The sequence below is a fragment of the Bifidobacterium sp. ESL0732 genome, assembly GCF_029395535.1.
Classification (GTDB): Bacteria; Actinomycetota; Actinomycetes; order Actinomycetales; family Bifidobacteriaceae; genus Bifidobacterium.
In genome coordinates, this window is the sequence record NZ_CP113920.1 from 1,475,711 (window position 1) to 1,499,945 (window position 24,235).

19 protein-coding genes are annotated in these 24,235 nt (G+C 51.3%); 4 read left to right on the top strand and 15 right to left on the bottom strand.

Features of this window, described 5'->3' with window-relative positions:
• Positions 1-7: 7 nt before the first annotated feature.
• The 14 genes from OZX70_RS05765 to OZX70_RS05830 all read right to left on the bottom strand — a co-directional run bounded on the left by OZX70_RS05765 (position 8) and on the right by OZX70_RS05830 (position 16,964).
• Positions 8-1,201 carry an SLC13 family permease gene (locus OZX70_RS05765; protein ID WP_277179794.1) on the bottom strand — a complete coding sequence of 398 codons (1,194 nt, stop codon included), beginning with the start codon at positions 1,199-1,201 and terminating at the stop codon, positions 8-10.
• A gap of 414 nt (positions 1,202-1,615) precedes the next feature.
• The gene (gene dnaG / locus OZX70_RS05770; protein WP_277179796.1) at positions 1,616-3,727 is read right to left on the bottom strand and encodes a DNA primase; all 2,112 of its coding nucleotides are present in this window, start codon (positions 3,725-3,727) and stop codon (positions 1,616-1,618) included.
• Between the two features lie 169 nt (positions 3,728-3,896).
• Positions 3,897-5,180: a deoxyguanosinetriphosphate triphosphohydrolase gene (locus OZX70_RS05775; protein ID WP_277179798.1), complete on the bottom strand. Its 1,284-nt coding sequence runs from the start codon at positions 5,178-5,180 to the stop codon at positions 3,897-3,899.
• Between the two features lie 287 nt (positions 5,181-5,467).
• Positions 5,468-6,028, bottom strand: a complete 561-nt coding sequence (locus OZX70_RS05780; protein ID WP_277179800.1) for a cysteine hydrolase — start codon at positions 6,026-6,028, stop codon at positions 5,468-5,470.
• Complete coding sequence (locus OZX70_RS05785; RefSeq protein WP_277179802.1) at positions 6,028-7,470, bottom strand: cytosine permease; 1,443 nt, start codon at positions 7,468-7,470, stop codon at positions 6,028-6,030. Before OZX70_RS05785 ends, OZX70_RS05780 begins: the two co-directional genes overlap by 1 nt.
• A complete protein-coding gene (locus OZX70_RS05790; protein WP_277179805.1) occupies positions 7,467-8,612 on the bottom strand; it encodes a PfkB family carbohydrate kinase in 1,146 nt (381 codons plus the stop codon). The genes OZX70_RS05785 and OZX70_RS05790 overlap by 4 nt, the downstream gene beginning before the upstream one ends.
• On the bottom strand, positions 8,609-9,631 hold the full coding sequence (locus tag OZX70_RS05795; protein ID WP_277179807.1) for an ADP-ribosylglycohydrolase family protein: 1,023 nt from the start codon (positions 9,629-9,631) through the stop codon (positions 8,609-8,611). Before OZX70_RS05795 ends, OZX70_RS05790 begins: the two co-directional genes overlap by 4 nt.
• 367 nt (positions 9,632-9,998) lie before the next feature.
• Positions 9,999-11,357 (bottom strand): alanine racemase, encoded by a 1,359-nt coding sequence (gene alr, locus OZX70_RS05800; protein ID WP_277179809.1) that lies wholly within the window; start codon positions 11,355-11,357, stop codon positions 9,999-10,001.
• 114 nt (positions 11,358-11,471) lie between these two features.
• Positions 11,472-12,059: a GNAT family protein gene (locus tag OZX70_RS05805; RefSeq protein WP_277179811.1), complete on the bottom strand. Its 588-nt coding sequence runs from the start codon at positions 12,057-12,059 to the stop codon at positions 11,472-11,474.
• A gap of 285 nt (positions 12,060-12,344) precedes the next feature.
• Positions 12,345-12,833, bottom strand: coding sequence for an S-ribosylhomocysteine lyase (locus tag OZX70_RS05810; RefSeq protein WP_277150614.1), 489 nt, complete (start codon positions 12,831-12,833; stop codon positions 12,345-12,347).
• 96 nt (positions 12,834-12,929) lie between these two features.
• Positions 12,930-15,242: a DGQHR domain-containing protein gene (locus tag OZX70_RS05815; protein WP_277179814.1), complete on the bottom strand. Its 2,313-nt coding sequence runs from the start codon at positions 15,240-15,242 to the stop codon at positions 12,930-12,932.
• A gap of 14 nt (positions 15,243-15,256) precedes the next feature.
• A complete protein-coding gene (locus OZX70_RS05820) occupies positions 15,257-16,096 on the bottom strand; it encodes a Dam family site-specific DNA-(adenine-N6)-methyltransferase (RefSeq protein ID WP_277179816.1) in 840 nt (279 codons plus the stop codon).
• A 167-nt stretch (positions 16,097-16,263) separates the two neighbouring features.
• Positions 16,264-16,572 carry a type II toxin-antitoxin system Phd/YefM family antitoxin gene (locus OZX70_RS05825; protein WP_277179818.1) on the bottom strand — a complete coding sequence of 103 codons (309 nt, stop codon included), beginning with the start codon at positions 16,570-16,572 and terminating at the stop codon, positions 16,264-16,266.
• A 74-nt stretch (positions 16,573-16,646) separates the two neighbouring features.
• Positions 16,647-16,964: a type II toxin-antitoxin system RelE/ParE family toxin gene (locus tag OZX70_RS05830; RefSeq protein ID WP_277179821.1), complete on the bottom strand. Its 318-nt coding sequence runs from the start codon at positions 16,962-16,964 to the stop codon at positions 16,647-16,649.
• A gap of 402 nt (positions 16,965-17,366) precedes the next feature.
• Here OZX70_RS05830 and OZX70_RS05835 point away from each other — a divergent pair, with 402 nt between their 5' ends.
• Entirely contained in the window at positions 17,367-18,485 is a 1,119-nt protein-coding gene (locus tag OZX70_RS05835; protein ID WP_277179823.1) for a thioredoxin domain-containing protein, read from the top strand.
• Between the two features lie 293 nt (positions 18,486-18,778).
• On the opposite strand, the gene OZX70_RS05840 is transcribed toward OZX70_RS05835, so the two are convergent.
• Positions 18,779-20,077, bottom strand: coding sequence for a TraX family protein (locus OZX70_RS05840; RefSeq protein WP_277179826.1), 1,299 nt, complete (start codon positions 20,075-20,077; stop codon positions 18,779-18,781).
• Between the two features lie 406 nt (positions 20,078-20,483).
• On the opposite strand from OZX70_RS05840, the gene OZX70_RS05845 reads away from it, so the two are divergent.
• The 3 genes from OZX70_RS05845 (at position 20,484) to OZX70_RS05855 (ending at position 24,097) form a co-directional block, all read left to right on the top strand.
• Complete coding sequence (locus OZX70_RS05845) at positions 20,484-21,464, top strand: thioredoxin domain-containing protein (RefSeq protein ID WP_277179828.1); 981 nt, start codon at positions 20,484-20,486, stop codon at positions 21,462-21,464.
• A gap of 314 nt (positions 21,465-21,778) precedes the next feature.
• The gene (locus tag OZX70_RS05850) at positions 21,779-22,750 is read left to right on the top strand and encodes a thioredoxin domain-containing protein (protein WP_277179830.1); all 972 of its coding nucleotides are present in this window, start codon (positions 21,779-21,781) and stop codon (positions 22,748-22,750) included.
• Between the two features lie 387 nt (positions 22,751-23,137).
• On the top strand, positions 23,138-24,097 hold the full coding sequence (locus tag OZX70_RS05855) for a thioredoxin domain-containing protein (protein WP_277179832.1): 960 nt from the start codon (positions 23,138-23,140) through the stop codon (positions 24,095-24,097).
• Positions 24,098-24,235: the final 138 nt, after the last annotated feature.

The window sequence follows — 24,235 nt, forward strand, 5'->3', positions numbered from 1 at the left end:
TATTGAATCAGTTGATGATCAGTGCCAACCCAAGCAAAACCGCCAAGAACAGCACATTGACCACAGTATATACAAGAAGATAATGACTCTTCTTATCAGGATATTTGCGGGCGATCTGCTGGTAGGAGATCAGTGATGCCATCGAAGCAATCAACGTACCCAGCCCACCCAAGTTCGTGCCGATAATCAGCTCGCGCCACTGGCTGCAGAAGCCGGAAAGCAGGATGGAAGTAGGCACGTTGCTGATGAGCTGGCTGGAGGCGACGGCGACTTCCATCGGGTGCTGGTTGACAATCGAGGCCACAAAATTTGAGAACTCCGGCACACGGCGCATATTTCCGATGAAGATGAAGAACATCACGAAAGTGAGGGGCAAAGTCCAGTCGACCTTGAGGAACGCATGACGATCGCAGACCAGGAACGCGCCGAACACCAAAACGCACATGAGCCACAGCGGAATCGAACCGCTGACTGTGAAAATGCAGATCAGGAACAAGACGACATAAACGATTGCACGCCAGCCGCCATAGCCTGCGCCGTAGTTGAGCACGCGGATCTCATCCGGCTTCCCGTCGCTTTGCGGCGCGAAAAGCGATTGCTCAATGCCCTTGTGCCCAAGCCCTGCAAAATCCGCCTGGCTGCTACGACGGCGGAACATGACGAGGATGACAACAAGAAGCATTATTGCGGAAGCCAACGAGAACGGCCCCATCACAGTCAGAAACTCTGAAGTCGGCATCTTGGAAACGGATTTGAGATAAAGGTTATGAGCGTTGCCGACAGGTGTCAACATACTGCCGGTATTGGCACCAATGGTCATCAGCGTGGCCACCAGGACGGCCTTGTCTTCCATCTTCGCCATCACCAAAACGGAAATCGCAAAGGGGATGAACGTCACCAAAGAGACGTCATTGGTAATGAAAATCGCCGAGAAAAACGTTAGAGAAACTAGCGCGATTACCAAAGCGCTTTCGGTATGCACGTGCTCGAGCAGCTTAGTGCCGATGATGTGGAAAACGCCGATGCGCTGGAATCCGCAAACCACAAGCATCAGGCAAACCAGCTGTGAAATGGTGTTCATATGGATGTAGCCAAGGTACTGACGGTCCGGTGGAACGATAAAACAGGAAATGATGGCGAGTATCGTCGCCACCACCAAAATGGTGTCGTTTTTCAGTTCCTTGACGATCCACTTGCGCATCAATACACCAGCCGAATCGGGAGACGGAAATATCTGACATCATGACCGCGTCTCATCGATGCAGTCCTATCGAAAAACGCCATTGCCACATGGCACACCCAAACATCACAATCATCCAGTTTCCCCATCCATCACAAAGCCGATATGACGGCCGACGAAGACACATGCCGGCAAGAACCTAGCCTGCACAGCAATACGTGTATGCGTTCTCTTAACTTCTATTGTATGGGTATTTCAGAGTAGAAAAGTACGAAAAAACAGGCTTTTAGCGACCATTCCAATTTACAGTACGGAAAAACGAAGAAAAAATCCTAGATTTCATTGGCCTCTTTTGTGCGATACAAAGGCGACCAAAATTTTAAAAAAAATCGAAGAAATTTGTTACGGCTTGTCACGTTGCGGACGACAGCGCACTCAGGCGACGGCATTGCCGTAGACCTGAGCCTGCAAATCCTTTCGAGCGGTCTCCATATTGGTGATCTCCCCTAAAATTCTGATTTTCTCTTCACCGTCAGGCATCTGCGCCATCTTGCGCTTGGCGGCACCGATACGGCGCATATAGCCTACATCAAGCAGCCGTGCGGTCAGTTCCGCGGCGTAGCGTTGCTCCTCCGGGGTCGGTGCGCGGAGCTGGGCGGCGGCCGGATTGGGCACATCGGCACCATTCATGGCTGCTTCTCCGACATTCGCATCGTTGGCATTGCCGTTCTTATCGTCGCCACCCGGCAATGGCAGCGGCATGACGGCCAGCTCGTTGATGACCTGCTCAAGCATCGGCCCGCCGGCCTTGGTGAGGTTGTGCATCCAAAGCCCCTGCGGCGTGGTGTTGTCGGGCAGACCGCCGGCTGCGGCGATCGCCTGGAACAGCGTGCGGAAAACCGGGGTCATGAAATCGGCAAGGGTAAGACGCGCGAACGCGTTGCCGTTGATGGCGCGCGGCACCTGAATGAGCACAGCCATGAACTGCTGCTCGCAGATGAACACGGCGTCATCGACACGGAAATAGGCCTGATCGGCAGCATCGCGGTGCTGCAAGGCCTTACGCGCCGCCGGATTAGCATAGCTGTTTTCATTGCTTCGTCCATACATATCAGGGCCGTTGCCGTTTCGGCGTTTTGGCGCATATGCATCGTCCTCGCGCACATGCAATCGCCTTCTGGCATTGTTGACTTCACGGCGCATGATGTCGAGGTCCACGCCGATGCGACGAGTCGCCTTGCGCGTGTAAATGTCGAGCAAGGAACGGTCACGAATCTGGGCAATCAAAGGCGCCACGGCCTTCACCGCACCCATCTGGCCAGTGGTATAGGAGGTGTCGAAGCGATTGATAGCGGTGTCGATGACGAAATCATACAGTGGCTTGGCATGGTCGATCAGCGAGCGAACCGCCTCGTTGCCTTGCTGGATGCGCAGGTCGCAAGGATCAAGGTTGTTGTCGGCAACGGCCACGAAGGTCTGGGAAAGGAATGCGGAATCCAAGCCGAACGCATGGATGGCAGCCTTCTGCCCTGCAGCATCACCGTCAAAGGTGAAAACGATACGCGAGCTCAGGGATTGGCCTTCGACCTTCAACGGGCCGACAAGCTGGACGGCACCCAAGGAATCGTCGGAAATCAGACGACGGATGATTTTGGCGTGATCCTCCCCGAACGCCGTGCCGCAGGTGGCCACGGCGGTGTCGATGCCGGCCAGATGGCAGGCCATCACATCGGTATAGCCTTCGACGATGACGGCCTGGCGTTTCTTTACGATGCTGGATTTGGCCAGGTCGATGCCGTACAGCACCTGTGTCTTGCGGTAAAGCTGTGTATCGGGAGTGTTGATGTACTTGGCATTGATATTGTCGTCATCATAAAGCTTGCGGGCACCGAAGCCGAGCGTACGCCCTGTGGAATCGCGGATAGGCCATGTGGCGCGACCACGGAAATAGTCATAAATGCCGCGCTGCCCTTGACGTGCGAGGCCGGCGTCCAGCATCTCCTGCTGGGTGAATCCTTTGCTCGCCAGATGCCGGACAAGATTATCCCAACCTTGCGGAGCATAGCCACAGCCAAAACGCTGGCAATCGGCCTGGCTGAAGTTGCGGCCACCCAAGAGCTTTCGAGCTGCAAGCGCCTCCGGTGTCATGATCTGGGAGACAAAAAAGCGTTGCGCCTCCTCGTTGGCCTCGAGCAAGCGGGCACGCTTGGAGCCGTGATGTTCTTCCCTGCTGCCATCACTTTTTTCGTAATGCAGTTCGATGTGATATTTGTCGGCAAGAAGTTCCACGGCCTCACGGAAATCGATGTTCTCGCGATGCTCGACGTAGGCGAAAACGTCCCCGCCAAGTCCACAACCGAAGCAATGCCAGACTCCAAGAGAGGGACGAACGCTGAAGCTGGGGGTTTTCTCGTCGTGGAAGGGGCACAAACCCATGAAAGTACCGGTGCCCGCCGCTTTGAGCGTCACCGTCGACGACACGATATCGTAAAGGTCCGCTGTGGCACGCACCTTTTCTACGTCCGCTTTGAGAATCATTCCAGCCATAACTATTCACCTTACCGCGCGCTATGCATGGGGACAATCAAAATGAACCTGCAGAAATAAAAATCAAGGTTTCTTGATTCCGGCAGAACCGAGAAACGATTCAGCCATTTTAGGCTTGTAAACGACTGACTATCGGTAACTTTCAGCCCGACAGACCAGCCTTCCGATGCTAACAAATCAAGGAATGCAGAGTCATCGCGGAACCGTCGGTAAGGCTGGCCACCTGATCGATGGCCACGCGCAGACGTTCGTCGTCGTTGGTGGATTCGTTCCAGTCCTCGATGAACACGGTTTCCAACGCGTCGGAGGGTCGCGGAGAATCGGCCATCAGCACGTCGACCAGGTCGGTGACGATCTGTTGCTCCTGATCGTGCAACGGCTCGCGTTCACGCGGCGCCATAACGAAGTACACGGCAATGCCCTTCAGAGCAACGATTTCATAATTGGTCTCGTCGGGAATGACGACATTGGCGCTGTAGCGCGTCAGCGGGCCCTGCCCGTACTTTTCACGCGTCGCCTGTTCCACGGAGCTGGCGAACCGGCCAATCAGCGAGCTGGTGATGTTCTTCAGCTGCGCGAGCGCCTCTCTCGACCCGTTGAAGTGCGAGGGGAACATATGCCACTTTTTCAAGCGGTGCAATGCTTCGAGCAGTTCGTCGGCGTCCCATTGCTTGCCGTACCATTCACGGGTGACCTTCACGATGCCATCAAGAACGCGGGAATCGGCCAAGGCAAGCGGGTTGAAGGCACCGGTGGCGATGGCATCTTCTACGTCGTGGACGCTGTAGGCGATGTCGTCGGAGAGGTCCATGACCTGACATTCCATCGGCTTGGCATCCTTCGGAGCGCCGATTTTGAGCCAATTGAACACGTCGACATCATCCGGATAGACGCAGAATTTCAGGCTCCGCTCCCCTTTCGGGTGTTGTGAGGCCTCGGCAAGAGTCCACGGATATTTCACTGCCGCATCGAGCGAGGCACGCGTCAGGTTGACCCCTGCGGAACGACCGTCCGCATGGAAGATTTTCGGTTCCAGCCGCGTGAGCAACCGCAAGGTCTGAGCGTTGCCCTCGAAACCGCCGATGCCCGAGGCGATGTCGGCCAGCACCCGTTCCCCATTGTGACCAAAGGGCGGATGGCCGAGGTCGTGAGCCAAGCAGGCACAATCGACCACGTCCGGGTCACAGCCGAGCATCGAACCGATCTGACGGCCGATCTGGGCGACCTCAAGCGTATGCGTCAGCCGGGTTCGCGCGAAATCGTCGGTTCCGGCCACAAGAATCTGGCTTTTCGCGCCGAGCCTGCGCAGGGCTGAAGAATGAATGAGACGCGCACGGTCACGCTGGAAGGCGGTGCGGGACTGGGATTTTGGTGGTTCGGGAGCCCAACGCTCCTCGTCAAAGGCATCGTATCCCTCGTCTGTAAGCACTTCCTCACCATCAGCCGTCTCCATCTTGTACCTCCCGCTTAAAACCAAGCCATCCCGCCAGCCTGCGAACATCGCCAATCGAACTCCACACTATGTATTCGATGATAGCCCACATCACACGGGCGCCCAATAGCGATTGCGAGAACACATCACGAATCATTATCGAAACGCAGGAAGCCGCCTATCATTTGTTATGACAGGCGGCTTTTTCTTGTTCAAGAAATGCATCGTTACGACACGAGGGGATATCTCCTATTCTTGTATGAAAGAAATTCGGATCGTGTGAAACGCAGCAATACAGACACCGGCACTCAGCCCAGCAATTCCTTGGTATCGGTCACTGTGATCAGCGGCGTGAACAGCTTCATCGTCTCGATGGCCAGCTTCTGATTCTCAGGAGTGCTGCCCGCACAAGCGTCCTCAACCAGCCTGACGGCGACACCGTCATCGGCGGCGGCCAACGCAGTCTGGAGAACACAGCAGTCGGTCGCCACCCCGCACACGGCAATCTTCTTGGCGCCCTGAACCGCGTTTTTGAGCTCAGTTCCCCACTTGCCGAACGTCGTCTTGCTCACTACGGAATGGCCTTTGGCGAGTTCCGCCGTTTCGTCGGTGAAGTCATACATCGGGTCATCCGACGGCACGAGGAACTGCGGCCAGTCTTTGAAATAGTCAATCCATGCGTCCTGCGGCTTGTCGGGAGCGATATAGCGGGTATAGGCCACCCGGTCGCCGTATGCTTTGGCCAGACGCTGGAACGGTTCGTCGGTGGCATAATAAGTGCCATCAGCACACGCCCAATCCGACCAATCACTTTGTGCGAACACCTTCTGACGGTCCACAACCACCAGCCATTCATTCTCGTCAATCATCAGTCGATTCCTTCCTGTCGCTTGATGTCACCACGTTGGAAAATCAAGGTTCCGAGTAGGCCGACCACCAGCGCCACGATGACGCCGAGGTTGGCTTGGGCCCAGATACCGGATTTTCCGCCGAAAAGAGAAAGCAGATAGCCCTGCCAACTCAGCCAGCTCGCCGACGAATTGACGACGAGACCCCAGCCAAGCACCGTGCCGACGACCAGAATCACCAGTGCCTTGATGTTCCATGATCCGTAACGACCGGCAGGATCATAGAGATCTGCACCGTCGTAATCGCGCTTGCGCATCAACACGTCTGCCACGAACATGCCGGCCCAGACGGCCATTGGCACGCCAAGCGTAATCAGAAATCCTTGGAACGGTCCGATGAACGTCTCGGAGAAGAAGGTTACGTAAATGACGCCGATGACGGTCAGCACCGCGGTAAGGGCGGCGGCCACGGTACGCGGCAGTTTGATACCGAAGGAAAGCAGGGCAAGACCGTTGGAATAGTTGTCCATGATTGCCCCGGACATCAGCCCCAGCACGGCCACCAGCGTGAACGGCACCAGATACCATGTCGGCAGAATCGAGGCCATCGCGCCGACCGGGTCGAGACCGACCTGCTTCAACAGCGAACCGTTTGAGACGGCAAGCAACAGCCCATAGATAATCAGCAAGACGTTGGCGATGGAAGCGCCGAACGTGGTCCACGCCACGATGCCGGTATTGGAGGAATTACGCGGCAGGTAGCGCGAATAATCTGCGGCCACGTTGACCCAGCCCAGGCCGAAACCAGTCATTACGAACAGGCAGCAACCGAGCATCGCCGGCAGACCGCCGGAAGGAGCGCTGCCGATCTTCGAGAAATCGATGCTGTCCCAGCCCAGAATGAAGAAGCCGATGGTCACGATTCCCGTGACGATGGTGATGACCTGCTGGCATTTCATGATGAGGTCATAGCCGAAGATGCCGGCCACCACCACAAGCCCCACGACCACGACAGCGGAGATGATCTTGGCCGTAGGCCCAGAGCCCATGCCGAGCTTCTGCAGTGTGGAGGCCATCGCGAGCACCGCCGTCACCGTCAGAGAAATCTCCCAGCCCAGCGTCGCAATCCACGACATCGCTGCAGGTACCTTTGCACCTTTGACGCCGAAGATGGCGCGGGTGATCACCATGGTCGGCGCGTTGCCGCGTTTGCCCGCGATCGAGACGATGCCGACCAGCAGGAACGAGGCCACCACGCCGATAATGGTGGTCACCGCCGCCTGCCAGAACGAAATTCCGAAGCCCAAAGCCCACGCTCCGTACGACATGGCAAGCACCGAGATGTTGGCCGCGAACCAAGGCCAGAACAGGCTCGAGGGCTTGCCTTTTCGTTCGGATTCGTCGATGACGTCGATGCCTTGTTCCTCGACGCTCAGCGACGAACTTTTCCCTTCATCACTCATAATTTACCTTCCTGTTGTTCTTTGCTGGACAATCTATCGAGCAAAGACCGTGTGTCATCACACAAAAGCGCTTCTTTGAAGTGAACATCCGATACAATGCGCAGCAGGGGCGGGCAGGTAGCCGCGCCCCTACTTTCGACCGAAATTGAGGCCGCAAGATTGGCCAACGATACGGCCTCGCGCAAGCTCCCACCCATCAGCAACGACACGCACAACACTCCCGTATGGCAATCGCCGGCACCGTTGGTGTCCACAGCCTGAGCCGGAAAAGCGGGAATCAGCTGGGGAGGAAAACCAGGCAGACACAACCACGCTCCCTTAGAGCCGCAATGAACGACGAGAGGTGCATTCAGCGCCTGTGCAAGTCGCGAGTAGCGTTCGAATATACTTGAAAATCGATATTGAGAGGATGACGTTTTCGCCGTCTTATCAAAAGAATCTTTCGCGGGATGGTCTTTCACCATTCCCATTCTGCACGCCAGCAAATCGGCTTCGCTCTCGTTGCACGTCCATATCGGCCGATATTCAACCATCCGCTCCAACGTCGCCGAATCGACTTCGCCGATGACAGGCGAAACGTCGAAAACCGCCGTGAAACGCTGTTGCCGAGTCCTGCCCAAAAACGATAACAAAGCTGCTGCCGTATCAGAGACCAGCGTGAAACCGCTGAGATGAACCACGTCGTTGCCACTGGGATGAATCTTATCGAAAGCCGCTTTCGGCACATGGCATTCGGCACCACGCGTGGAAATGAATGTGCGTTCGGCGCATTTATCCGTCAACGCCACACAGAAACCGGAGTCCTCGCCTTTCAGGTTCATACCCGTATGCTCGATGTCGTTTTGCGAGAGCGCATTTTTGAGGACATCAGCCCAAGGGCCAGAGCCCAATGCAGAGCCGAGAGAAGCTCTTGCTCCCATCGCCCGAGCCGCGTAGAGCACATTGAAACCGCAACCTCCGGCCACGGTCTGGCTATGATCCGCGAAGAGATTCTCACCGGGGTTCGGGATGGCGTCGATCTGCATCGAGACGTCCACTATCGCCTGCCCGAGCGAAATCACCGAGCCCTGCAAAGAATGCTTATCCGTCGGCAAACCATTACCCGAAAACGATAAAACGGTGGAATGGTCGACGACGTTCATTGCTCACCGCGGTTTCTCAGCGCAATCAATCCGGCAGCGACCCCATCCACATCGATCGAGTTTTGCTTCTCGACCTTCTGCACCTGTTCCTTGCCGAACACGTCAGGCCCATACGCAGCGCCAAGCATCGCCCCGGCCATCGCAGCCATCGTGTCCGTGTCCCCTCCCAGTGACGCCGCGAGGCACAAGGCTTCAAACGGCTTGTCTGCAAATCTATAGGCTATGGCGAACGCAGCGGGAACCGATTCGTTGGCCTCGACGCTGGTGCCGACGATATCGCGAAGGAATGCAGCAAAGTCATCGTCTTCGCAGCAAGCAGCCTTTCCAGAGGCCGAATCAAGGTAACCGAGCACAGCTTTCACCCTCGCAACCACTGAAGCCTTGGCACTCCAAGAGCCAAAATGGTTCAACCCAAGCACCAAAGAAACCGCTTTACGCATGTTGTCTTTAAGATCTCCACCTTCGAGCCCAAAACTCACCACAGCAGCAATCAACGTGGTGGACTCAATCCCCTGTGTGGTGTTGTGCGTGACAATGCAGGATCGGCGAGCCGCAGCACACAAAGCCTCACCGGGCGCGAACGCAATGCCGACCGGTGCTGACCGCATGGCGCCGCCGTTGGTGGTGCCATATTTACCTGTCAATTCAGGCGATACGCCCTGCGAAAGCTTTTCCAGAGCGGCCTTGGTGGAAGGCCCGAGCAGATCCAGCGATCCCTTCGCCCGCATCCGTTGCTCCCAAGCCAGCAAATCCTGCGCATACGCCATGACGTCGAGATCGCCGCCATCTTCAATCAGTCTATGGGCCAGAATGAAAGCCTGATCGGTGTCATCGGTTACCGACCCCGCCTTCATCGAAGGAGCAATCGGCTGGTCGTCAACCGCATCACGAAAGTCTTGTATCGGTCCGCCATAAGCTTTGACGATGGAGGCATGCGACATGCTCTGTGTCGGCATTCCCAGCGCGTCGCCTATTGCCAGACCGGTCAATGCGCCACGAGCCCGTTCCAGAAGATCCATCAACTTTTCGTCTGCTTTCTTCGATTACTCGGAAATAATAGAAACGTTTGTTTCTCACTTATAGTCATTAAGACTATAACTAATGATACGGAAACGCAATCTCAATCCGTTTGACGGTGTTTCGCTATTTTGGACTTTCGCTATCCAAAACCCACTTTGCCGCTCAATCGACAACAAGCCGCACTCTCATGCAAATCGACATGCCGCCTTGTCTCCATTGACCTCATGCGGACTGGATATCAAGCGTAGACAAAGGCGGCCGCCACAATTCGTGACGACCGCCCAACATAAGATGCTGTAAATATTGTCTACAATCTCACCATACCAGTGTCGCTACAATGCCACTGCAATGACATTACAACCACGTTTACAGCAACGCCTTAGGGCTGAGTTTGCTCATATCCTGAGGCTCAAGCACTTCGGCAGCATGCAGATAGAGCCGTGGAATACGCGTACGCAGACATGTGAAGATCTCGTAGCTAATGGTGTCGGCGGCACGCGCCCAATCGTCGGCGGTCGGTTCGGCGTAATCCTCGCCGCGTCCTGGTCCAAAGAGTTCTACGGTATCGCCTTCGTGCACATCCAACTTCTCCGAGTCTCCGTGCAGATCAAGGATGAACTGGTCCATGCACACGCGACCGGAAACACGCATTAGCTGGGGCCCTTCGGAAGTCATCACACGCACCGGTCCACCCGGCTTCTTCATATGCTTCGCGCCGGATTCGTCGAATCCGGAGGCGGAACGATGAATACCGTCTGCGTAGCCCAACGGCACAATCGCGGTGCTGGTCACTTCATCGGTGATATACGTGCGTCCGTACGAAATCCCATGCCCGGCCTCAACGCCTTTGACCGTGGCCAGCTGTGCCTGCAAGGTCATCGCAGGCTTCAGATCGTAATTTGACGGCGTTCCCATAGCCGGATCAGCTTCGTACCCATAAAGACCAATGCCCGGTCGGGTCAGCTCAAAATGTGTTTCCGGGCGCGAAAGCGTGGCGGCGGTGTTCGCGATATGGCGGATACGCGGAGGAATGCCGGCCTTCTCCATACGCGCGGTGAACTGTTTGAAACTCTCGAGCTGCTGGTTGGTCGCCTCCACGAACTCGGGAACGTCAGGTGCGTCGGCCACGGAGAAATGGCTCCACTGCCCCACGATGTCAAGCACCCCTTCTTTGGCGAGCGGTACGAGTTTGTCGAGCGCTGCCGGAAAACCTTCGGCGGTGAAGCCGTTGCGTCCGAAACCGGTGTCGACTTTGACATGCACACGTGCCGGCATGCCAAGTTTGCGTGCGGCGGCTGCCACGGCGTCGATGCCGTCGAGCGAACCCACTGAAATGTCGATATCGCTGGCAATGAGCTCGATGAGCGGAGCGTTGTGCCCGTTGTACATCCACGTGAGAATATGGCAGCGGCTCGAATCGATGCCGGCCATGCGTAGCAACAATGCTTCACGCGGCTGTGCTGTTCCAAGCCACGTCGCGCCGCCCGCGAGCGCCGCCAACGCGGAAGGAATAAGCCCGTGCCCATATCCGTCGGCCTTCACTACACCCATCACGGCGGTGCCGGACTTCGGCCCGCCAACGACCTCAACCAGGTGCCGCATATTGTCTCGCATCGCCTTGAGATCGACAATGGCCTGGCCCGGGTAGCGCCGCAGCGCCGCGGTGTAGTTCGATTTGCCAAGTGTGGAAGAAAAAGGCCATTCAGGCAGTGCGTTCAAAGTCATAGTTCATATTGTCGCGCGCCACAGTGATGAAGGCAAACAGACGATACGGAACAATCACATGGACACGCGGGAATACCAACTGATTACCTGCACAAACCTGGCCGCCGGCCCAAATCACTTGTCGTGGCGCTGATAGACGATGCGCGTGTTGCCGCGATCGCCCATGTCGCTGACCGTAATGATCCCGCAACGCCGGAATCCGGCTTTTTCGAAGACGTGCTGCATCGCCTTATTGTCAGGATGGGTGTCGCATCGCACGTTCTTATACGTCACGGCCGCCCATCGCATGCACACATCCCCGGTATGTCCTTTGAGACCGGACGAGGCCAGCCTGTGCATGGTGGCGTATTCGTCATCGTCCAGCCAAGCGCCCTCCGTCAGGTGCGCATAGGTCGGCTCTGCCCCAAGGAACATCGCGAAATAGGCGAGTATACGCTCGTTGCCGCCCTCGCCTTCGGAATCGACCAGCAGCATGCCATGACCACCGTGAATATCCTCATGTATCAGTTCGGCGGGAGGCCAACTCTTGCCCCACTGGTTAGGGTTGCCGGTGCGTCGCATGAGTTCACGGGCCCGTTCGAAGATAGCCATGATCGCTTCGAAATCGGCTTCACTCGCTCGGCGCACACGCATGGAACCGGTCAAGACGCCTTCCGCTGCAGCTGTTTTGTTCCCGTTGTCTATCGTCTTTCCTTCAGCCATACTCATACCTCTGCTTTAAAAAACCACGCGGCCGCCTACCTGCCAGCGACTTTATTCCCGTACCAAACTAACACCACCACAGGCAATTATCACGATGGAAGATTCGATGCCGAGAGCCAAGATGCAAAATCGACAACGGAATCGCAAGTCAACAGCGTTGTCTGCGATTGAAATTTGGCCTATAACCTCAACAACGCGATGGCATACAAAAGCGGCATCGACGCCAATCGTCAGATGCCGCTTCCAATCATGTTTCAGCCCGCTTTCGCAAAGCTGACGCCGCAATCAGACCACCTTGCGCACGTACGGGTCGGAGCTGATGCCCTCATCGAGGATCTTCTTGCACCATTCCTTGGCGGTGAACAGGCTGTGGTCGCGGTAGTTGCCGCAGCTCTTGATGTCCGTGGCTGGCACGTCGTCCCAGGTCGCCTTGTAGGCGATGAACTCGAGCGATTCCTTGAGCGCCTTGGCGACGTCCTCGGTGCTGTGCTCGCCCCAAGTCAGCAGGTGGAAGCCGGTGCGGCAGCCGAACGGCGAGCAGTCGATGTAGCCGGGGATGCGCTCGCGCAGCAGCACCGCGATGGTGTGCTCGATGGTATGCAGGCCGCCGGTCGGGATGGCGTTCTCGTTGGGCTGCACCAGGCGCAGGTCATAGTTGGAGATGACGTCACCCTTCTCCCCCGTCTCGGTGTCGATAAAGCGCACATACGGCGCCTTCACCTTGGTGTGATCGAGCTTAAAGCTCTCCGGTTCCGGCTTGTTTTCTTCTGCCATTTGTTTTCCTTTCAATCAATCTAGCCTTTTATTCAAGTCTACTTCCATAAGCATTCAGAAATTATTAATATCCCTAAATCTCTTTAATCGATTGTGCTAAGCATTATTTTGACCATAGTTCTGCATACACCATTCATGAATACGTTGAATATATTCGTAGTCCACTTTCGAAACACTGTATCCCGGATTTTTCAATTTGTCTGAAATTGATTGTAAAAGTTTCATCCATTGAACCTCATTTTCTTTCTTTGCCTTCTTCGTTTCATTTTCCCGTTTAGGCAAAGTCAATAAATTTGAATAAGTATCACGCCAATGCCCGTCACTTATGGCAATCTCCGCATAATCTTTCAAATTCAAATAATCCCAAATCGATACATTTTCAGTAGAACTCGCTTCATTCTTTTTAGCGATTTTGACAAGATATTTTTCTCTAACGTGAATAGGAACAATAGATTCATCATCTCTTCCATTCAACTCAACTAATTGCTTATGCATTAATCCAGTAATTGATTTTGAAATTTCAGAAATATACTGTTGAGAATTCGCATTGTACTCTTTCGAATTTTTCTCCCACCACTCCTGATATTCAACCGTCGTTAATTGAGGACACTTGTCAAATATTGCTTTTTGCAAGTAGCGCCAATGTTTTATTGGCCCATTCCCCCCATATTGCTGCTTTATTTCTTGACGATTTTGCGGTGTCATTGTGTTATAAAAATCGACTATATATTTGAAATAGGGAGAACACCGTTCAAGTAAAACGCTAGTCTTCTGATATAACGGCATAGAACCATCTCTATCAGAAATTATTTTCAAGACATCAGAAGAAATCCTGATTAAAGCAAAAATGCCACTATTCATCGCTAGTAGCCCTTCATTGCTTTTGCCTCTTTCCCATTCTTCCGGCAGTTGTTCAGCAAAAAAGTTCAGCACTCCTTTTATGAATGGGGTTAATGCATTATAAGCTACTGAGTTATCACCATCAGCGTTATCGAATAGACCTACTTTTCCTCTAGGTTTATTGTCCCTAAATTCTGTGAGGAAACCAGACTCTTTTATTGCTTTGAGAATCATATCCATCGTTACACAACGTTTTGAATCATTTGATTCTTCACCAGTAATAATTCTTCCATACAATGGAGAATCACTATCATCGCCTAACTTTAGAGCAATCCGTAGCGCAAGAGCTTTACGCCTTTCTTGATAGTTCGGAGAATCATACAGCAAGTCAGCGTCAAGAGTGTTCCTCAGTTGCTTCGGTACAGCTTTCTGGTTCTCATTGATATCCATGAAAAGCTTTACCTGTTCTTCTTGATTCATATTTTCAAAAGCAACAACAGGAATGGTATTCGTTTTTGCATACTTGGTGCCGGAGTATCCATACAAACGATGCTGTCCATCAATAATATAGGCAGAACGGTAACACTGAGGTAGGTGAAGAATCCCCAAAGACGTTTGGCTATCAGTTTCCTTCGCAGCTGCCTTCAAATCAAACTGTAAGCTTCTTTTAGAATCTAGACTAATTATTATAGAATTTGCAAAGTATCCTTTATTCTCAATGAATTTTCGCAACTGAGTGAGCCGTGATTTCTTAATCATTCTTTGATAAGTAGGCATTGCCTCAGAATTTGCATCATTCCTATGGAGTACATAACCTATTTGCAATAATCGTTCAGGCTCAATAGAAAATGAATAGTATGTATGTCCACCCATACTACCTCGTATGGCAGGAACAGTTGATGCCATATTTTGTATTCGGCGTCCTGCAAACAATTTTCCAAGAAGCTGATACTTGGCAGCAGGACCAAGTTGCTTGGCTAACTTAGTATAATCCTCTATTGTTTTTTCATCGAAGTATGCAATATTCGCTTTATCTAAACGCTCTAAATCCTCTTTATTTAATAAATAATTATTCGTCGCAAAAATAAATTTAACTTTTACTGTTCCGAACCGCTCTTTTATGCTTTCTCGGATACCAGGCTGCACCGAATTAAAGCTTTGAATTTCTTCTTTGAAGTTTCTTCTTTTTCCCTCTTCTGTCGTGGATTTGCATTCGACAACTAACGCAGTCTCCTCGTCTAAAGCAAAAACATCGATTTGCTGCTGATTACCCTCACCTTTATCATATTGAATATTAAAGCTTTGATCCCTGTTCAAGCTTTGAAAGCCCATACGATAAAGCATCATCCAGACTCTATTTTCAAAGATCTCAGAATCTAATTTCCTTTTTTTCATTTGACAATGCTTTTTATCCCCATAATCCTTAACCCAATCCCAACCTTGGGTTTCCATCATCGAGCGATCGTTAACTGAATACTTCAAAAGTTGATAATCATTAGAGCGTTGTCTGCAAACACGATTTAGATCCTTACCAGCTACAAGGTTATCCCAAAATTCCTGATTGCTCATATCTGATTACTCCTTTATAAAGGCAAATTGCTAAATACTAATTCAGTTTTCGTTTCTCGCACTGAGCCTATCCCGCCTAAGCCAGAAAATCTTTTTACTTCCATTGGTCCTCTATTACCAATATCATTAAAAATTTCCCGAATAGAATAATGGTCGGCGTTAGTAAGAAGAAAATAAGCACCTTTCTCATCGAGCTTTTCAATATACCCTCTTAGCTCTTTCTGATTATCTATAGAAAAAAGCTTTTTATTGTATTGTATAAAGCCATTATGATTATGTGAAACGGTGTAAGGAGGATCAAGAAAAACAAAATCGCCCTTGTCGATTTCATTAATCGTATCTTGATAATCACAGGATTTTAATGAAACTCCCTGTAATGCAATATTTGCCGCTCTGATACCTTCTACATCAAAATGAACCGTATCTTTCTTTCCATAAGGAACATTGTATTGACCCTTTTTATTTACACGATATAATCCATTATAAGAAGTGTGATTCAGATAGATAAAACGGGCAGCAAGTTCTATATTGTTATTCGGTACAGAAGCACGGATATCATAATAATCATCTTCAGTTATCTTATATTGAAGAAGCTTGTTAATTACTTCCTCACAGCGGTCTCGAACGGCTACATAAGTTGTAATCAAATCATTATTAAGATCTGATAAAAAAGCGCTGTTAGGTTTTAAATGGAAAAAAACTGATCCTCCACCCAGAAAAGGCTCATAATACTTCTTAAAAGTAAAGTCTGACATCATTTCATCAAGAGAATCAAGTAACCACCGCTTTCCCCCGGCCCAACGAAGGAAAGGTTTCGGTTCTCTTTTCTCTAGACTGTCATTACCGACTTTCATATGAAAAATCTAACACATTTTGAGACTAAAAAACAAGTTAAAAGAGCAGCTTTATCCTGAAAGATCTGTCTAGCACGACTTTAGTCAAATTAAAGCTTGGAAAAATTTAATAAATCCAACTTTCATATATTTCTAAAACTAAAACAGTCAAATAATCGCTCTCCTCTCTATTCAAATTCCGGTTCATAGCCGTCGTCGACTTCCGGCTCCTTGCCAAACACTTCCTCTTCAGTCAGCCGTGTACCGTCATCATTCTTTAATCTTTCCATAGCTTCTTGATAGAGTACGAAATCTTCTTCCGCTTCGGTTAAGCGCCGGTAATCGTCAGGACTGACGATAACAGCCGCAGGCTTGTTGTTTTTTAAAACAATGACCGGATTATCGTCTTGTACACGTTTGAACGTCTGACTTGCCTTGCCATGATTAAAATCACTGACAGAAACAAGATTATTTAAAAGAGTTGCAGTTCCCATCATATCCTCATTCCTAAATTTGTAATCCATATTGTACATCATATAAGGATTTAAATCATACATCGAATTACATAGGTTTACAATCGCTTCGCCGCTTCTCGATAAACCGCTTCATCGTCTCGCACTCCAACAATGACAACGGTCATGGACTTCTCAGTTCTTTCTAAAGAATAGAGAATCCTTATCCCGTCATTTTTCAATTTCACTTTCATCAATCCAGTTAAATTGATGTCCCTTTTCTTCCCTAAAGGTTTTCCATACCCACCTTCAGTAAATGGTAGAGGATTGGTAGAGACCTTCCGAATCGCCTTACGCACATGTTCTCCACGCGGCTCCCCTAGCTTTTTAATGTCTGTTTTTGCCGCTTTTAAATATCGGACATTCCAAGCCGCCATATAATCACCTCATCGTCATATTTTAGGCTTATGTACGTCAGAGAGTACCACTATAAAAATGCAATAACTAGTTTACTGGTCAAAAAGACAGGAAAATCAAGATTTCTTTCTTGGCTCTTTCAAGCATCTTACTATTAAAAGCTTAGATCATGACTCCGCTTGGATTTTCATATGGGCACGAATCTGATTACCATCAACCAAAAAAACAGAAGATAAAGCAAGTTTAACACTCCGCAAAATATTAAACGATTGAAATATCGCACTCAGTTAATCGTAAACACGTCCAAATAGCGACTCAGACATTGAGATTATTGGTGTTTGGACAGAGAAGCTAGTAGAATATTAAAGGGATTTAAATGAGATTCTTATCACAGTATGCAGCAGGTCAAAGAGAGGTGCGCCATGGCAACAGGCAATGGTCAAGTCAACGACAGTCGAAAGCCTGAAGCGACAGATACGAATTTGACAGACTCCGATGAGAACCTTCACGAACCTGCAAAGAACCAAGAACCTCTAGAAAACGGCGAAGCGTCCAATCTCCCGATTGACGAGACGAACGACAATTCCGCAGATGACGACGACAACAACAACGATACCGAAGCGTCCGCAAACCAAGTAAGCAGCAACCTCAAAACCTCAGCGATCCTGGTGAAAGAAAAAGCCCTCGAGATTCATGAAAAGGTGCAACAACGCCGCGTAGCCGTCATTTTCTCGATTCTCGCCGCTTTTCTGGCAGTCGTCATTATCGTCGCCGGTGGTTACGCCGTCTGGAACGGCAAATACGGCGAGCAACGCAACTACCAGCAGTTGCAGGAACTGGCGCAGAAACCGAAAGGCATGACCAAAGACGGTGGGCTCCCTGCGTTCAAAGCCAGCGACTACAACCCGAAAGCACCCAAGATCGATCTGTATGTCGATTACTTCTGCCCCGGTTGCGCAATTGTGGAACAAGACCTTTTCAGGTCCATGAAAGACATGATGGAGGCCAAACAGATCAACCTTTACCTACACCCCATCAATTTCCTGGACTCCAAAACGAAGAACCATTACTCCACGCGCGCTGCGAGCGCCGTCGCCTATGTCGCATCGAATCAACCTGGAAAACTCTTTGACTTTTCCACGGCACTATTCGATAAAACCTATCAGCCAAACAAAGACAACAACCGGGACGTCAGCAATCAGGAGATCATCGACCAAGCCGTCAAGGCCGGAGTCAAGGAAAGCATCGCCAAAAACTCCGTGAAAGGCACCTATACCGATTACGTCGACAAAGCCACGAAGTACACGTCCAGACGCAAGGAACTGTATGTCACCATGCAGGACCAGTTCCGTTTCTCCACTCCCACCATCTGCATCAACGGCAAGATGTGGCAGTATCGTCAGCTTCATACCCTCGACGATGTGAGGCCAACATTCATTCATTCCATAGGTTTGCACCGGGAGCAGGTCGGCGATCCAAAGACCTTGCCGGCAATCGGACCGGACGGCGACGCGATTCCGATACAACAGAAATACCTGTAACCGAAAGCAGCAGCCTGTCACACGGTCCTGTAATCACATAGGTGTGTAATTACAGAATTGAGGCCATAGTTTTCTTTCGCGATTATGTCGCTACACCGTCACTCCGTAACATCTCAGTCGCGAATATGACGACTCAAACCGTCAGCGGAACACATCAAAATGGCCGCTCAATCATCGAGGCGCGTAATCGCAGATTCACGATTACGCGCCTGGTTTTGCTAGAGAAGCGGTGAGAAAAAATATCTCTTATTGGATTACTTCAAACGATATAACCAATCTCGATCCTCTGCCCGCTAGATGAGACTTGCCAGCACATAGAGCACGGCGATATGAGCGGGGTAGAAGATATAGAAGAAGTATTTGTCGCCACGACCTTTGGCTCCGTTGTAGAGAAGAATCGGGATGATGGCGAAAATCATTATCCACTGGCTCTGGCCAACGAGTGCATAGCAAACCGCGACCACGGCGATAGCCACACTCTGCCAAACCAGGTTGTGCTTGACATTGCGCAAAGCGTACATGACCGGGATAAGCAGCACCATGACGGTGTTTTCGGCCAGCAGAATCGCGGGATCCAAAGCGGTCAGCGCGCGCAACGTCCAGAGCATCACGCCGCTTTCGGTGCCATTGACGTGGCTCATGAACGGCAGAAGCGCCAATGAAAGGATGAACGGCAGAGCCATCAACAACAAGCCTTCGACGGTCTTCTTGACCCGGAACCCACGGGTGACGCTGCTGGCATGCCTGTTCGCCGGCATTGCGTTCTGGCTGGCTACGGAACCGTTAGCTGCAACTCCTACAGCAGCAGAATTGCGACTGACGACTCCATGCGCCGAACCTGTACGCTCGTCTCCGCCACGCACGCCGGCACCGAATCCGGCCGAAGCCTTGTTGTCGCGCTTCTTAAAGGCGGCCTCGAAGCAGTCGACGGCGGCCATAAAAATCGTGCCGATAAAGAGGTCTCGGAAGATATTGTTGACCAGCTGGGCACCGTCGTAGTTAATCGTCTGCTGCAGCACGTAATCCATGACGGCCATGAGTGCCATACACACGTAAAGCCGCACCATATAGGCCTTCTTGCTATGCGTGTGAGAGAAGCCAACGACGCTAATGAAGAAGAACAAGGTGGCGACGGGCCTGCCGAACCAGTCGAGCCAGCTTGGTGCGCCTTGTGAGGCGAACATCTGGTGGACGTGGTCGACCACCATCAACACCACACCAATCATCTTGATGTCGAAAGTCGTCAGCCCCAAGCGCCCGGAACGAATCTTGCCCCAGAAACCTGAAGAGGCCGGCTTGGCCGATTTCGATTCAGCCAGTCGGACTGATTGGTCAGTGCTGTTTACAGCCGCCGAATCAGCGGTTCCTGCCGTCACCTCGGCGGCATTGGCCGTAGGCGCCGACGCAACAGCATGGTGGTTCATTCCGTCAGTATTTTCTGTCATCGCTTCCCCATCATATATGCCATGCCCAGTGAAGACATGTCGTTTGCCCTCGGCCGGAGGCGAAGGAGGCACGGACACCGGTCGCAACGGTAAGGTCGGAACGCTTGCCGCAAGTGCGGCCAGGCCATTCATGTTCTTGTTCATCATGTTGAAATTCTCTTTCAATCAGCCATTCCCCCTCACGACTGCCAGTCGCAAATACCAATGGCTTTTGTCTCGATATATTTTATTAATTTTTGTCTTAATTTAGAGGTCACGAGCACCGTCACGATTCTCAAAGGACGCTGGCGGCACACGATTTGATAGCCTTTGCTGGAATCTAAGAATACAGGCTTACAACATTCGCGCCATCGTTCTGCAGGATGAAATATTCATACTTTCTGTCTAAATATTTCAGTCAAATACTGTCAAGAAATCTTCATTCGACCTAAAGTATGACAGAAATGTCGAAAACTTCAATATCACTTGTATAATTTAGACAGGTTACGATTATATTCGCCGCAATTTACGGCGATTCAGATCCGCAACGAAGCAACATAGGAAGCTAGGCACGATGTCACACAAACATGGCAAGGGACAGTCCGCAACGAAACGGGCGGCACAGGAACGGACCGTTTCGAAGCAGGCCGAGCAAAGATGCGAAGCCAAGGCGGCCGCGGAGGCCAAAGCCGCGGCAATAGCAGCGAAAGAACGCCAACAACAGACGCTGATCGGCGCCATCGTGATGTTCGTCGTGGTTGCGTTGGTGGCGATAATCGGCGTGACCGGCTTCAAAGAACACAACAAATCCGTGCAAATTAAGAGCCAGACCACTTCCGCTGCTTACAGGCAGCTGCAGGCGGTCGCACAAAAGCCTGAAAACGCAACAGACAAAGCAGGCCTCTACGCTTGCAAGAAGGTCAAGCTCAACGCCAACGCGCCGACCGTGGAAATCTATTTGGACTTCTTATGCCCCTCCTGCGGCGAGCTCAATCGCACCTTGGACTCCACATTGCAGAAAATGAACAAGGCACGGCAGGTCAACATCGAGGTGCATCCGGTGACTTTTCTCGACGGCCAATCGACCGATCATTATTCATTGCGCACCGCGAGCGCCGCAGCCTATATCGCGGACAACGACCCCGACCATCTGATGGACTTCGTCTCCGAGCTTTTTGCCAAGGACTTCCAGCCCAGCGAAACTGCCTACAAACCGGTGAGCGATGACCAGATCATCTGCCAGGCCGTCAAAGCCGGAGTAGACAAGACCGTAGCCACAAAAGCCATGCAAGGCACTTACGCCGAGTACATGGACAAAGCAAGCACTTACACCACTCTGTATCGTCCGGAATTGTGCGACTACGCACTGCATCCGGAAGGAGGTTTCGGCACCCCTCTGATTCGCGTCAACAGAAGCATCTGGTCCTTGAGCGGCAGAAAGTACGACACGATGGTTGCCGACTTTGAGCACAGCCTGGGCATCAAATCAAAGGATGTGGGCAACCACAAAGTTCTGCCTTCCATTGGCGCAAACGAAGAGCCTAAAAAGGCTTAGAGAACTTAAGGACCTCTATATTTTTAGCCCCGAAGTGCTGACTGAACACTCGAACCGATACTTTTATCGGTCGGATGAGCTTGGTTCCGGATTCAAACTGGCTTCATGCGAGTTTGATACATCCCCGGCAACAATCTATCGCGCTTTTGCGCCTGGTACACGTTCACAACGGTCATATTTTCGAGTTTGGCAATATATTTATCTTGGGCAAACACACGATTATCGGAACAAGGCGATAAAATTCAGAATAGTGATGTAACCGACAATTGGGCAGCGTCCGGAATGGCTTTGGAAAGGAACTGGGTGATCAGGAAATGACTATTGTTGGCAAGCATTCCCGGTCGCTCAAGGCAAAAAAGAAAAAGGTCCCGTCGATCCTCACTTCTACACCTCCCGAAACCGTCCACGAAAACAATCCTGTCGTAAAGCACAATGGCGGCGTCATCGGCCGCAATCAATTGATCATCGGAGGCATCGCGGTACTGATCGTCATGGTGCTGGTTTTGGTCATCGGCATTTCCATTGGCGTCAATCAAGGCAAGGAATCAAAGCAAGGACTCCCGGAAACCGAAGCTCAGGCCTACGATGAGTTGCAACGGGTCGACGATAAACCGACCAACTCCACCGAAGCAGGAGGACTGCCCGCATACCGTCAGAGCGAACGCAATCCCGACGCCCCGACCGTAGAGGTTTATGAGGACTTCCTTTGCCCTTACTGTGGAGACCTGACCCGTGCACTGACTCCAACCTTGGAAAAGCTGCAGGCGGCGCAGCAAATCAATTTGGAGTTCCATATCGTCAATCTGTATGACACTCCTTCGACCAACCGTTATTCCACGCGAGCCGCAAACGCCGTCGCCTACGTATCCGAACACGATCCGAAACACGTAACGGCATTCGTTGGAGCCTTGTACGAAAAAGGCTTCCAGCCTGACGCCATTCACTACAAAGACATCAGCAATGAGCAGATCGTGGCACAGGCGACGAAAGCGGGGGTAAGCCACGATGTCGCCGAAGCAGCAGTAAAAGCCCCCTATTCGTCGTTCATCAGCAAGGCGACAGTGTATGACACAAAACGGAAAGAGCTCTTTACGACATTGAACGGCACCAAGGGCTTCTTCCCTCCCACCATCCTCATCAACGGCAAGATATCAGCACTCAACACTAGTGACAACGACGGCAAAATCGTGCAGAGATTCACCACTAACTTAGGGCTGAGACTAGCTGACGTCGGTAACCCCGACGTGTTGCCGACAATCGGCGCAGACACCTCAGCCGAATCCTGAGTATGGCGAAGCTATAACTGGTGCGATGCAAGATGTAAATTCCGGCAAGAAGGTATTCTTACTGCTCTGCATTACTTTGTGATTTTCATCACTGCCTGCCTTATTTAGTTGCTTGTTTTTGCCATAGAATGATAAATTTAAATTCAGAAAATTATATAAATATAACAATTTTATGAAGACGAATTCTACCAATATATTCCTATTTATCCCAGTAATAGTGCTGTTTTATATATATAAATTGTCTTTTATTTGTCTTTTGAGTAAATCGTATTTACTTGACGTGCAAAAAAAGTAAGCATAAACTTTTGTCGTATTTCGAATTCGATGAATATATGGATTATGTAGTAATCCGTATCTCCATCATTCAGATCAATGGGGAGAATTCCAGTGAAGAATAACGAAAGCGTCAAGGATCCAGAACCGAGCGACGCCGAGCCGAGCGCAGAAACCGAAACGGCTTTATCAAACGATGCGACAACAGACTCTCACCACAAAAAAGAACGCAGGTTACGCAACATCATTCTGACCGTCACTGCGGTACTTGTGGTGGTGATTATCACTATTACCAGCGTCACGGTGTGGAAGAACCACAAGAAAGCAGTCGACGAAAGCTCTCCCCAAGCTTTGCAGGAATCGTATGAGCAACTGCAGCAGGTGTCAAGCAAACCCCTGAACGCCACCGATAAAGGTGGCCTACGAGCTTATCCCAAAGCGCAATACAATTCGAAAGCACCGACTGTCGAAGTCTATGAGGACTTCCTTTGCCCCTACTGTGGCAAACTTGCGCGCCAGCTAGAGCCCACGCTGAACCGCATGGAAAAAGCCCGACAAATCAACCTTGAATTCCATGTGGTCAATTTCCTCGACACCCCTGAGACGAAACAGTATTCCACGCGCACGGCGAGTGCCGTAGCCTACGTTTCTGCGCACGACCCCGAGCATACGGCCGCATTCGTATCGGCTTTGTTCGAGCCAGGATTCCAGCCTGATGAACATCATTACAAAAACGTCAGCAATGATCAGATCACGGCCCAGGCGCTCAAGGCCGGGGTGAAACCGGAAGTGGCGAAAGAGGCTGCGAACAACGTTTACGCGGACTACATCACCAAGGTCACCGACTACACGTCGAAACGCAAGGAACTCTATACCACAGTCCAAGGCAATCACAGTTTCTATACCCCTACCATCCGCGTCGACGGCCATATTTGGCCGGTGGATGTGTTCGGCGACCTTTCGCACAGCGCAGAGCAGTTCTGCCACAGCATCGGCATCGACCCTTCCAAGGTCGGCAATCCGGACGTCCTACCCACCATTGGTTCGGACGGGGCGCTGAGCGCCATCAAGTAAGTAGTGTCTCGTCACTTGTCGCTTGGTCGTCGATCAGGTTTTAGCGCAACAATCATGACCACTGCGGCAATTTCAACAATCACCATACAATAAAAGAGTTGTGGGCCAACCGTTATCTTTCACCGGTTGGCCCACAAC